Source organism: Streptomyces sp. NPDC024687, assembly GCF_055559055.1.
Genome location: NZ_JBVHLJ010000001.1, coordinates 497594 through 509686, shown reverse-complemented (window position 1 = coordinate 509686; position 12093 = coordinate 497594). Strand labels below are relative to the sequence as shown.

Genomic DNA, 12093 nt, shown 5'->3' with positions numbered 1-12093 from the left:
CGATTCCTTCCCCGGGCTGTCGGCTCGCTGTGCCGGATCTATTGACTTGCTCTCCCGTCCGTCATTACCGTCTGGCAGAATTTCGAACGCTGTTCGATATCTCGAACAGCGAATATCTCGCATGAGTGCCCAATGGAGGACACCTCTATGCGTCATCGACCCAGACCCGGCACCCGCCTGGTGGCCGCCCTGTGCGGCTCGACGCTGTCCATGGCCCTGTTGACCGGCGGACCCGGGGCGACCCCCGCCCAGGCGGCCGACGACCCCAACGCGATCGCCCTCGACAAGGACGCGATCGTCGCCGCCAACCAGCTCGACGAGCCGCAGTGGTACAAGGACAACATCCCGTTCCTCGACACCCCCGACAACGACATCGACGATGTCTACTACTACCGGTGGAGCACCTACAAGCGTGCGCTCCGCTACACGGTGCCGGGCACGGGTTATGTGTCGACCGAGTACGACGTGCCGATCGGCTATGCCGGGAACCCGTACACCGCCCTTCCGGACGCCGCCGGCTACCACCTGCTGGACGGGCGCTGGCTGCGCAACCGGGACTACGCCGGTGACTACCTGGACTTCTGGCTGCGCGGGGCGGGCAACTCGGGCGCCCGCAACTTCAGCGAGTGGATCACGAGCGCCGCGTACCAGCGTTATCTCGTCACGGGGGACGCCGCCCAGATCAAGTCCGCGCTCCCCCACCTCATCGCGCTGTACAAGCGCTGGGACTCGAACTTCACCACCGACGTCACGGTGAACGGCACGCAGTCCACCAGCGATCTGTACCACCAGACCCCGCTGTCCGACGCCACGGAGTACACCGAGACGTCGATGCACAGCAGCGACTGGTTCGGCGGCGGCCGCGGCTACCGGCCCACGATCAACGCGTACATGTTCAGTGCCGCCCAGGCCATCAGCAAGATCGCCACGCTGAACGGCGACACGGCGACCGCGAACGATTACGACGCCAAGGCCGCGCAGCTCAAGTCGGCCGTGCAGAACTCGCTGTGGGACCCGCAGCGCAACTTCTTCATGCAGGTCTACAACACGGACACCACCAACGGCACCCTGAAGCAGACCAGGACCACCTGGCGGGAGCTGATGGGCTACGCCCCGTGGGCGTTCAACCTGCCCGACGCGCAGTACTCGTCGGCGTGGAAGTACCTGACCGACTCCAAGCGGTTCAAGGCACCGTTCGGACCCACGAGGCGGAGCAGGCCACCCGCAACCACGCCAACCTGTTCAGCTCGTCGACCGCCTCCAACGGGCATTACGTCGGGCAGATCGACTTCGACGACAGCTACGTCACCTTCACCGTGGACGCGCCCGGCGCCGGGACGTACCCGGTGACCGTGCACTACGCCAACGGCACCACCGGCACGTCGACCCACAAGCTCATCGTGAACGACGACACCGCCAACCCGATCACGGTCAGCTACGCGCCCACCGGGGCCTGGCAGAAGTTCTCGGAGTCGCAGTCCGTCACCGTGCAGGTCCCGATGAAGGCCGGCGCCAACACGCTGAAGTTCGCCAAGGGCACCGGCTTCGCCGAACTCGACCGGATCACGGCGAACCCGTACTTCGACTACCAGGCGATCCCCGCCACGCAGCAGCGTGATGACGCCAACTGCTGCCACTGGAACGGCCCGAGCTGGCCGTACCAGACGAGCCAGGTCCTGACCGGCATGGCGAACCTGCTCCAGGACTACCCTGCGCAGAGCTACGTCACCAAGGCCGACTACGCGACCATGCTCGCCCAGTTCGCCGACCTCCAGCACAAGGACGGCAAGCCCTACATCGCCGAGGCCGCCGACGGCGACACCGGCGCGTGGATCTACGACGGCTTCAACTTCAGCGAGAACTACAACCACTCCAGCTTCAACGACCTGGTGCTCACCGGTCTGCTGGGCATCAAGCCGCAGGCGAACAACACGCTGGTGCTGAAGCCGCTGGTCCCGTCCACCTGGGACTGGTTCGCGGTGGAGTCCCTGCCCTACCACGGGCACACCTACTCGATCCGCTGGGACCGTGACGGCACGCACTACGGCAAGGGCAGCGGCCTGCAGATCTTCCAGGACGGCCAGCGCATCCAGCAGTCGTCGACGCTCGCCAACACCACCGTGAACGTGGCCGCCCCCGTCACCCCGGCACCGGCCACCCGGCTGATGAACGTGGCGGCCAACCCGCTGACCGCCGAGCAGGACTGGCTCGGCCGGACCATCACCCAGCCCTACCCGAAGGCCTTCGCCTCCTACACCAACACCGTCTCCAACGGCCCGCACTGCCACAGCGGGCAGACCTGCAAGCCCACCACCTTCGACGCCCCGCTGCGGGCCACCGACGGCTGGATCCGCTACGACAAGATCCCCGACGACCGGTGGGCCAACTCCGGCTCGCCGAACGCCACCGACCACCTCGGCGTCGACTTCGGCGCCCCTCGGAAGATCAACGAGGTGAAGTTCTACACCTACGACGACGGCGCGAACATCCGCGTCCCGGCGAGCTACACCGTCCAGTACCTCAGCAACGGCTCGTGGGTGAACGTCCCGAACCAGACCAAGAGCCCTGCCACCCCGGTCGCCGACAACGCCAACGAGGTGACCTTCCCGACGATCACGACCTCCCAGTTCCGGGTCGTCTTCACCCCCCAGGCCGGGAAGTTCGTCGGCGTCACCGAGCTGGAGTCCTGGTACCCGGAGACACCGGCCGTGAAGATCGTCAACAAGAACAGCAACCTGGAGCTCGGCATCTCCGGCTCCTCGATCGCCGCGGGAGGCGCCGCCCAGCAGCAGACGGCCAACGCCACGGCCAACCACCAGTGGAAGATCGTTCCCGCCGAGAACGGCTACTACAAGATATTCAACGCCAACAGCGGGCAGGTGCTCGGCATCAAGGACGCCTCCAAGACGGCCGGCGCCACCGCACTGCAGTGGGGTGACACGCTCACCGCCGACCACCTCTGGTCCGTGGTGGACGCGGGCGGCGGCTACTGCAAGATCATCAACAAGAACAGCGGCATGACCCTGGGCATCCAGGACATGTCCACCGCAACCGGGGCCCAGGCCGTCCAGTGGGACGACAACGGCACCGCCGACCACCTGTGGCGCATCGCCGCAGCCGACGGATCCACACCGTTCAACTCCTGACCGCCCGTCCGCCGCGGTACGGCCGTCGGCCGGGGTCCGGAATTCCGGGTCCCGGCCGACGTTGTCGCCATTGGGGCACATCCCGTTACTTCGGGCCGGATGCCGAGCCGGCTCTCATCCGGACGTCCCGAGGCGCGCAGGCGGCAGACGGCCTCGGGGAGGCACGGCACAGGTCGGAGTCGCCGACATGCCGAGTAGCCCTCAGGCCTGCGGCCCGCCAACCATCCGGGAACGGCAGCAGATCCCGCACCAAGGCCCACTCCGCATCGCTCGTGTCCGAGGCGTATGACGCGGCGCAGCAGGTCGACGGTTTTGGTGACACCCTCGACGGGGGGGGCGGGGACTGCGTAGAGATCGCCCCCTGCCCTCACTCCCCCGCCACCGCGATACACATCTGCGAGCGCTCCTGACAGCTCGCGGCGAGGACGCCCTCCGCACGCTCACCTCAGATAGGCCGCATGGAGGGCACAGTTCCGGTCCACAGGACTGGAACGGCAGCCTACAATTTAACTGTCCACGGAAGATAATTCTTCGGAAGATGAGTGATGGCTGACGCCGACCTGAAACTGCTGTACCGGGAGCTGGTCTCGCTGGAGATCGAGCTGTGGGACGGCATTGAGGGGCGATTGAGGGCGGAGTACGACCTGCCGCTGACCTCGTTCGAGGTGCTGCACCTGCTCCAGCAGCAGCCCGGGCGGCGGATCCAGGACATCGCGGAGGAGTTCTCGATCACGGTGGGCGGCACGAGCAAGGTGGTCGACCGCCTGGAGGCGGCGGGCCTGTGCGAGCGGCGCGCCAATCCGAACGACCGCCGTTCCTCGATCGTCGAACTGACGCCCGAGGGGCGGAAGTTGGTGGACGGGGCGTTGAAGGTGTTCGAAGAGGAGCTTGAGCTGCGTATCGGGTCGGTGATTCCCGAGCGGTCCGTGCGTGAGGTGACCGCGGTCCTCAGGACGCTGCGGGCGGCCGGGCGCGCCTTGGCCGCGGAGCGGAAGGCCGCCGCGCAGACGCCGGCGCCGGTTGTGTGGGCGCGGAAGCAGCCCGGCCGACCGGCATCGTGAGCCGCGACGGCTCGGCAGTGCCCGTGGATTGATCAGCCGGGGCCGGTTGAGCACAGCTCCCGGCCCGTCAGCCCACGATTCACTCGGCGATGCCGGCGAAGGCGATGACCTTGTCGATACGGCCCCGGACGAGGACGTTGCCGGGGCCGCCGTTGCGTGCGGCGTACTCCTCCATACGGTCGTCGCCCATGTAGCGGGCACCGAGGAGACCTCCCCAGCGCAGCATGCCTTCCGGGTCCTCGGAGACCGTCGCGCGGCCTTGAAGGAGTACGAAGGCGTACGGGGGCCGGTCCTCGTCGACGCAGAGGGCGAACCGTCCGTCGCGGGCGAGGTTGCGGCCCTTGACCCCGCTCTTCTCGGTGGTGAGCACGATGTCGTCGCCGTCGAGGAGGAACCAGACCGGTGTGACGTGGGGGCTGCCGTCGGCGCGGACAGTGGAGAGCTTGCCGGTACGGGTTCCGTACGTGGCGAACGCCCGCCACTGCTGCTCGGTCATCTTGCGCATGTGGGTGCCTTTCGTGTGCGTACGGACCGACTCGCGGGTGCCCGGGGCCGGGAGGCCCCGGGCACCACGGGCTCTAGCCCCAGAAGGCGTCTTCGGCGGCCGGGTCGGCGGAGAAGAGCCACATCTCAGTGATCTTGCCGTCCTCGATGCGCAGGAGGTCGACGCCGTCCATGCCCATCGACGCGTCGTCACGGCTGCCGGTGAAGTGGATGGTGGCGGCGACCAGGTCGCCGTTGCCCATGAGGGAGTGGATCTTGTCGATGGCGAAGGTGCCCCGGCTGGCCCCCATCATGCTGCCGAGCATCTGGAAGACGGCGCCCTGGCCCTTGTGCTCGCCGGAGAACCGGTTGGCGCCGGGCTGGTGCCAGACGATGTCGGCGTCGAGGAGTTCCCCGAGAGCGGCCATGTCTCCGGTCTGGACAGCCTGGAAGTAGGTGCGGGCGATGTCGATGTTCGAGTTGGTCATGTCGTTTGCTCCTTGGGTTCTTGTGCGGGGTGTGGCTCTCGGACGAAGTCGAGGTGGTCGGCGAGGCCGGCTTCGGTGAACGCGGCGGTGTCGTGCGGCGGACCGCGCGTCCGGTTCAGGGGGTGGGTACGGAGAAGACGCCGAAGGGGTTGCCGGCCGCGTCCCGCAGCCGGGCGAAGGTGAAGCCGGCGGAGTCGGAAACCGGCTCCATGAGCACGTCATGGCACTCACTCCTTGAGAGTCCGGCATATCGGGACAAGAGCAGGGGTCTACCTGCCGGAGGCAGGTGACCCAGCAAACCATTTAGATTCCATGGAATCAACTTCCAGGGATTATTGTTCCATGTGATGCAGGTTGCCGACAGCAGAGAGGAAAGCCCGTCATGAAACCGGTCGAGATCGAGGCGAAGACCCTGATCCAGAAGTCGAAGACCCCGTCGAACGACTACGTGATCAACCCCTACACCGGCTGCGTACTGGGCTGCGCGTACTGCTTCGCCTCCTTCGCGGGGCGGCAGTTCGGCCGGTCGGCCAAGGAGTGGGGCGACTACCTGTACGTGAAGAAGAACGCCGTCGAGCTGGCCCGCAAGGAGCTGGCCAGGATGCCCGAGCGCAAGCGCCACGGCACGATGCTGCTCAGCTCGGTCACCGACCCCTACCAGGGCCACGAGACGAAGTACCGGCTCACCCGCGGCATCCTGCGCGAGCTGAAGGCCGTCGAGTACCCGGGCCTGGTCCGCATCCTGACCAAGTCGCCGGTCGTCGCCCGCGACATCGACCTGCTCACCAGCCTGCCCCGCGCCGAGGTCGGCATGACCGTGACCACCGCTGACGACAAGGTCAGCCGCTGGCTGGAGGTCCGCGCCCCGCTCGCCTCCCGCCGCCTGCGCACCCTCACGGAACTACGCGAGGCCGGCATCCCCACCTTCGCCTTCGTCGGCCCGCTCCTGCCCCACTTCGCCACCCAGCCGGAACTCCTGGACCACCTCTTCGGGCAGCTCGTCGAAGCGGGCATCACCGAGGTGTTCATGGAACACATCAACCTCAAGCAATACATCCGCGAGCGCATGGACCAGGTTCTCGCCGACGAACCCGACGGGGTGCGCGAGGCGTATATACAAGCCCGCACCAGGGAACACCGCGAGCAACTCGACGCAATCGTGACCGGCCTGCTGGCCGAGCACGGACTGCGGCTGCGCTTCGACGAGGTCGTCCACCACGACGACAACGACGCCCTGCGGCAGAGGCTGGCCGGCCAGGCGTGAGGGCGACGCTGCTGCGGCCGACCGGGCTTGTGGTCGGCACGCGGCTGGGGAGGGGACGGTGGCGCGGAAGCCGCACCACCGCCCGGAGACCGTGACCCGAACCGCTTCGTCAGCTGACGGAGAACTGGCTGAAGTTCGCGGTGCCCATATTTCCGGCGTGGGCCGTGGAGAACATGCCCGCGTCCAGTGTGCTGTTCGCGCCGGTCAGTGTTGCGGTGCCGACGGTGGTCCAGGTGGTGCCGTCGGCGGAGTAGGAGCCGGTGACCGACGTGCCGCTCCGGACCAGGCGGAGCCAGACCGGGGCGACGGTGGCGCTTCCGGTCTTGAGGGTGTTGGTGTCGAGGTAGCCGTCACCGTTTGAGTCCGACGACAGGGCGATTCCGTTGCCGGGGGTGCCGGCGAGGACGAGGTACCCGGTGGACGAGCAGGCGGCGGCGATGTTGTTGCGCAGCATCAGACCGGCTTTGGCCCAACTGTTGGTCTTGTCCTGGCTGTCGAGGTGGACGGTGACGGTCGAGGACGTTCCTGCGGCCCCCGCCCGGTAGGCGGCGGCGTACTCGTCGTCGTACTGCGTGCCGGAGCGCCACACGTCGATGCCCGCGCTGGTCAGGGAGGTCACTCCACCGTGCTGCCCGACCGCGGCCGGAGTGGAACTGTAGGCCTTGTACGGAGAGGTGACGATCTGCAGGTTGCTGAAGGTCGCGCTGCCGGTGGTGGTGCTGTGAGCGGTGTGGATGACGCCGGCGTCCTGGGTGGCCGCCATGGACGGCAGGGTCACCGTCGAGCCGACCTGGGTGAAGGTGGATCCGTCGGTGGAGTAGTAGGCGGACACCTGGGTGGCGGTGCGGGTGAGCCGCAACCAGACCGGTGCCTTGACGGTGGCGGCGGTGGACGTGAGCTGGTCGAGGTAGCCGTCGGCGTTGGAGTCCCGTTGGAAGCTGACGCCGTTGCTCGGGGTTGCCACCACAGCCGCGTATCCGGCGGAGGAGCCGCTGCCCGTGAGGTCGTTGCGCAGGACGACCCCGGCCTTGGCCCAGCCGTTGGTGTTGTCCACGTTGTCGACCCGGGCGGTCACCGAGGTACCGCTGACGGCCGCATCGGCTTGGTAGACGGTGCCGTAGGCGTCGTCGGTCTGTCCTCCGGCGCCCCAGATGTCAGCGCCCGCGTCGGTGATGGTGAAGCGGCCGCCGCCCTGACCGGTGTTGGCCGGAGTGGAGGAGTAGGCACTGTAGGGCGAGCTGACCGGGTCGGTGGTCAGCGGGCGGTACAGCGGCTGGATGCCGGCACTGTCCATGATCGTCCTGGCGCCCGAGGGCCAGTTGCCGTTGCCGACGACGACGGTGCCGCTGACCACGTCGCCGCGGCCGTTGGTGTTGGTGATGTTCGCGGAACTGTTGTTCGTCCAGTTGTCGGTGAGGGTCAGGGCGCCGGTGTTGTTGGTCGAGCTGCTGTTCTCGTGGCCCCAACTGCCGGTGTTGCGGAAGACGTTGTTGGTGTCCGTGAAGTTCCGGGACCCCTCGTCGTGGTAAAAGCCGAACCAACCGCCGTTGCTGTGGCAGTAGTTGCGTTCGAAGGTGCTGCCCGGTGACGCCGACAGGGTGTACATGCAGCCGCCGTCCGTCATCTGCTGCATGAGGTCGTGGATGTAGTTGTCGGTGACGTGGTTGTCGGCGGCGGTGGTCGCGGTCGTGTAGGTGGGCTGGTAGTTGTACAGGCCCCGGTTGACGTAGTCCTGGCTGCCGCCGATGTCGTTGGCGCCCCAGCCGTAGCCGATGGTGAGGCCGGAGTAGGGCAGGTTGTACGCCTCGTTGTGCGAGACGGTCGCGCCGTTCACGTAGGTGACGAGGATGGCCGACATGTCACGGTATTCCAGCGCCACGTCGTGGATGAGGTTGTTGCTCAGCGCGATGTTCCGGTTGGTCATCCGGCTGTCACCGGGGTGGTGCGCGTCCGCCTGAAGACCGCCGACGGCGATGCCGCCGCCCGCGTCCTGGGTGAAGACGTTGCCGGTCGCGGTGATGGTGTCGGCGCCGAGTCCCACACCGGTGGTGTGGGCGTTGGCGTCGTTGCCGATACCGAGGGCGCTCTGTCCGAGCTGGGTGAACCGGTTACCGGTGAACGTGATGTGGTCGGCGGCCGAGACCTGGACGGCGGAGGGCATCTGCTCCCAGTGCGGGCGTGTCGCCTCGAAGAGCGGGCAGCCGCTCTGGCAGGAGGTCAGCGCGTCCGACGGACGGTCCCAGGTGCCGGTGAGGTAGGCGCCGGTCTGCTGGCTGGCGTAGCCGCCGGTGGTGGGGTCCAGCCAACTGGTACCCGAGAACTGCAGGCCCGAGAAGGCGATGTGGGTGGCGGGTGAGGGGTAGGTCCCTCCGACGTTGACGAGCGACTGCAGCTTCGGCACCTCGACGTCGGCCGTGCTCATGTCCTGCCCGGAGAGCGGCTTGTAGTACAGGGTGCCGGTAGCGGTGTCGAGGTACCACTCACCGGCCGTGTCGAGGAACTCGTAGGCGTTCTCTATGTAGAGGGGGCCGGCCCGGAAGGGGCTGGTCAGGGTGTCGTAGCCGAACGTGTTGTTGTTCCACGAGGGCTGGGCCATGGTGATGGTGCCGCTGCTGATGCCGGTCACCGGGGCGTAGCGGTCGGTGAAGGATCCGATGCCGTGGATCTCGGTCCGGCCGGGCTGCGCGAGGCTGTTGAGGTAGCTCAGCGAGCTGTTGGTGAAGGTGTAGCCGCTGGTGGTCGCGGTCAGGTCCGAGCGGTTGACCGCGGTGCGGGCCCTGGTGGCCAGGACGCCGTCGACGGAGAGGTGGCGCGTGTCGAAGCCCGTGCCGACGTTGCTCTTCCAGATGTTCTTGGCCGGATCCTGCACGGTCCAGCCGGTGGCCTTCTGTGCTCCGGTGACAACGGGATGGGCTCCCAGCGCGGCCTTCCAGTTCACCGTGTGACCGCCGGTGCCGGAGTCCGCCGACGTGAACGTGAGCGGCGCGGAGAGTCGGTAGGTGCCGTCGGCGAGCTGGACGGTGATGTCGGCCGTCATGGAGCTGTTGAGCGCCCGCACGTTGGTCTTGGCCTGGGTGATGGAGCACGGCTGGCTCGCGGAGCAGGTGGTGCCGGAGCCGCTCGGCGAGGCGTAGAGCGTCGTGCCGGCAGCGAAGGCGGGGCCCGCCTGGACGAGGACTGCGGCGGTCGAGGCGGTGAGCACCGCGGCTGTGGCCAGCCATGTTCTGAGCCGTTCGGGAACCGCGGGACGGATGCGGGCTGTTCGCACGTGACACCTTCCGGGTGGTTCAGAGGGACCTGGGACCTGCGGTGCCCGTGGCGGGCAGGAGAGAGCCCAGAGGCACAGGAGGGGAAGGGAAATAGGGCTGTAACATTAGACGTCATATGAATTTCGTCAAGAGATCGCGCCTGCCGACCCGGGCGGAGTTGGGCGTGGGCGGCCCGGCATGCGAACGCCCCCGGCCTGTCGGCTCGGGGGCAGGTTCGGCGCGGGCGCTCTCAGGAGGCGTGGCGACTCACGAGGCCTGGGAAGTCAGGAGGCGTGGGGACTCAGGAGGCCGGGGAGCTCACGTTCGGCAGGCGGCGGCGGCTCCACGCGGTCTGGATGTGAGCCGCCATGGCCTGCGCGGCCCCGTCGGAGTCCCGGGCCAGCAGCCGCTCGGCGACTGCGCGGTGCTCCACGTTGGCCCGCTCGCACGCGGTCGCGTCCGGTGTGCCGTTGTACAGGTACGTCGTGCGCGCCTGGGCATGGAGGATGCGGATGATGGAACGGCCGAGCCTGTTGTGGGACGCCTGCAGGATCCGGTCGTGGAAGGCCACATCGGTCTCGATGAAGCGTGCCGGGACGGCGGTCTCCTCGTCGAGCCGGGCGAGCAGCCGCTCGATGTCCCGTAGGTCGTCGTCGGTGGCCAGCTCCGCGGCCTGAGCCGTCATCTGAGCCTCCAGCGTCGACCGGATGTCGACCAGTTGGTCGAGGACGACGAGCTGGTCGTCGTGCTGGACGGTCGCAGCGAGCACGACAGGGTCGAGGAGGTTCCATTCCTCCGGCGGGGTGACGGTGGTGCCGTAGCCCTGCCGGGCGAGGACCAGCCCCTTGGCCTCCAGGGACTTGACGGCCTCGCGGATGGTGATGCGGCTGACGCCGAACGTCTCGCAGAGCTCGGGTTCCACGGGCAGGGTCGATCCCGGAGGAATGGCGCCCGACACGATCGTGTCGGTCAGGCTCTCCATGACGGCCTGCGCCAGTCGGGCCGGACGCTTGGGCCAGGGCTTGAGAACGGGCGGCTCTCCTGCTCTGCCGGCGCTGTCCTGGGCCATGTGTGTCCCCCTTGCTGGTGCGGATGACGGCGATTCTACTGCGCCGGACTTCTTGACAGCATTCGTATGACGACTTACGTTACACGAAAATTTCGCAGCATCACTTCCCGCTCCAAGGGGTGCAAGCCGTGCGCGTTACCGAAGTCGAGTGCCATCCGGTCCGGGTGCCGGGAGTCAGTCCGCCCTTCGTCTGGCGGGACGGACTCCTGGGCAGCCCGTCCGAGGGCGAGGCCGCGGTGCTGCGCATCCGCACGGACGAAGGGGTCGAGGGGGTGGCGATGTCCCCCCGCCGTGGCAGCGGGGTCATCCTCAGGGACCTGCTGGACCGCGTGCTGCGCAAGGAGTTGGTGGGACAGGACCCCCTGCAGCGGGAATGGCTCTGGCACCGCATGTGGGAGCTGGACCGCACGGAGGAGCTGCCGCTCTATCTGCTGGGGCTGGTCGACACCGCGCTGTGGGACCTGGCCGGACGCCTCGCCGACCGGCCCACCTGGCAGATGCTCGGCGGATACCGCACCTCGATACCCGCCTACGCCTCCACTGTCACCTACTCCTCCATCGAGGAGTACCTGGACATCGCCGACCAGGCCCTGGAGCTCGGCTACCCCGCCATCAAGCTCCACGCCTGGGGTGACGCCCGCCGTGACGCCCGTCTGTCGGTGGCCCTGCGTGAACACGTGGGGGACGACATCCCGCTGATGTTCGACGGGTCGGCGGGCTTCGACCTCCCCGACGCGATCCATCTCGGGCACGCCCTCTCGGACGCCGACTACCTCTGGTACGAGGAGCCGATGAGGGAGTTCAGTGTCACCGCGTACAAGCGCCTGGCCGACGCGGTGGCCGTGCCCCTCCTCGTGGCCGAGACCTCCGACGGGGCGCACATGAACTCGGCCGACTTCATCCAGGCCGGCGCCGCCACCTTCGGAGTCCGCGCCTCCACCCAACTGCGCGGCGGCTTCACCGGCGCGATGCGCACCGCCCACCTCGCCGACGCCTACCGGCTGCGCGCCGAGGTGCACGGGCCGGAGATCCCCAACCGGCACCTGTGCATGGCCATCTCGAACACCACGTATTACGAGTCGCTGGTCATGGGCAATCCCATCAGTCGCGAAAGCGGCATCGACGCCCACGGCCTCGTTCATGCCCCCACCGGTCCGGGCGTCGCCCTTCCGGCGGGCTTGGACTACCCTCCCGCACTTCAGGGATTTGTCGACAAGGAGACCGTTACTCCGCCCCGGGCCTGACGACCGGAGCCGCAGGCCCGACCGCCTGACTCGAACACCCCGAACGCGGCGCCTCTCCCTGTTGTGCGCCATTTCCCAAGATCCGAGGTC

At 67.8% G+C, this 12093-nt stretch carries 9 protein-coding genes; 5 read left to right on the top strand and 4 right to left on the bottom strand.

What is annotated here, in order from left to right; all coding sequences use genetic code 11:
* The first annotated feature begins 147 nt into the window (after positions 1–147).
* From ACZ39I_RS02240 to ACZ39I_RS02230, 3 genes are all read left to right on the top strand, one after another.
* A complete protein-coding gene (locus ACZ39I_RS02240) occupies positions 148–1350 on the top strand; it encodes an MGH1-like glycoside hydrolase domain-containing protein (RefSeq protein WP_467241871.1) in 1203 nt (400 codons plus the stop codon).
* Positions 1239–3146 (top strand): RICIN domain-containing protein, encoded by a 1908-nt coding sequence (locus ACZ39I_RS02235; RefSeq protein ID WP_467243294.1) that lies wholly within the window; start codon positions 1239–1241, stop codon positions 3144–3146. Before ACZ39I_RS02240 ends, ACZ39I_RS02235 begins: the two co-directional genes overlap by 112 nt.
* A 545-nt stretch (positions 3147–3691) precedes the next feature.
* Positions 3692–4207: a MarR family winged helix-turn-helix transcriptional regulator gene (locus tag ACZ39I_RS02230; protein WP_467241868.1), complete on the top strand. Its 516-nt coding sequence runs from the start codon at positions 3692–3694 to the stop codon at positions 4205–4207.
* Positions 4208–4286: 79 nt separating this feature from the next.
* Here ACZ39I_RS02230 and ACZ39I_RS02225 read toward each other — a convergent pair whose 3' ends face one another.
* Both ACZ39I_RS02225 and ACZ39I_RS02220 read right to left on the bottom strand, forming a co-directional pair.
* Positions 4287–4712, bottom strand: a complete 426-nt coding sequence (locus tag ACZ39I_RS02225; RefSeq protein WP_467241867.1) for a PPOX class F420-dependent oxidoreductase — start codon at positions 4710–4712, stop codon at positions 4287–4289.
* Positions 4713–4785: 73 nt separating this feature from the next.
* Positions 4786–5178, bottom strand: a complete 393-nt coding sequence (locus ACZ39I_RS02220; protein WP_467241865.1) for a nuclear transport factor 2 family protein — start codon at positions 5176–5178, stop codon at positions 4786–4788.
* Positions 5179–5560: 382 nt separating this feature from the next.
* Between ACZ39I_RS02220 and ACZ39I_RS02215 the strand changes: the two genes are divergently transcribed.
* Positions 5561–6442 (top strand): radical SAM protein, encoded by an 882-nt coding sequence (locus tag ACZ39I_RS02215; RefSeq protein ID WP_467241863.1) that lies wholly within the window; start codon positions 5561–5563, stop codon positions 6440–6442.
* 109 nt (positions 6443–6551) lie between these two features.
* Here the strand turns inward: ACZ39I_RS02215 and ACZ39I_RS02210 are convergent, their stop codons facing one another.
* The gene (locus tag ACZ39I_RS02210) at positions 6552–9710 is read right to left on the bottom strand and encodes a DUF1349 domain-containing protein (protein ID WP_467241862.1); all 3159 of its coding nucleotides are present in this window, start codon (positions 9708–9710) and stop codon (positions 6552–6554) included.
* Between the two features lie 281 nt (positions 9711–9991).
* Positions 9992–10759, bottom strand: a complete 768-nt coding sequence (locus ACZ39I_RS02205; protein ID WP_467241860.1) for a FadR/GntR family transcriptional regulator — start codon at positions 10757–10759, stop codon at positions 9992–9994.
* Between the two features lie 128 nt (positions 10760–10887).
* On the opposite strand from ACZ39I_RS02205, the gene ACZ39I_RS02200 reads away from it, so the two are divergent.
* Positions 10888–12003: an enolase C-terminal domain-like protein gene (locus tag ACZ39I_RS02200; protein ID WP_467241859.1), complete on the top strand. Its 1116-nt coding sequence runs from the start codon at positions 10888–10890 to the stop codon at positions 12001–12003.
* Positions 12004–12093 lie beyond the last annotated feature (90 nt).

Excerpts from the sequence above, each read along its gene's own strand:
- ACZ39I_RS02240 (WP_467241871.1), top strand. The coding sequence starts at position 148 with ATGCGTCATCGACCCAGACCCGGCACCCGCCTGGTGGCCGCCCTGTGC.
- ACZ39I_RS02205 (WP_467241860.1), bottom strand. The coding sequence starts at position 10,759 with ATGGCCCAGGACAGCGCCGGCAGAGCAGGAGAGCCGCCCGTTCTCAAG.
- ACZ39I_RS02230 (WP_467241868.1), top strand. The coding sequence starts at position 3,692 with ATGGCTGACGCCGACCTGAAACTGCTGTACCGGGAGCTGGTCTCGCTG.
- ACZ39I_RS02225 (WP_467241867.1), bottom strand. The coding sequence starts at position 4,712 with ATGCGCAAGATGACCGAGCAGCAGTGGCGGGCGTTCGCCACGTACGGA.
- ACZ39I_RS02215 (WP_467241863.1), top strand. The coding sequence starts at position 5,561 with ATGAAACCGGTCGAGATCGAGGCGAAGACCCTGATCCAGAAGTCGAAG.
- ACZ39I_RS02220 (WP_467241865.1), bottom strand. The coding sequence starts at position 5,178 with ATGACCAACTCGAACATCGACATCGCCCGCACCTACTTCCAGGCTGTC.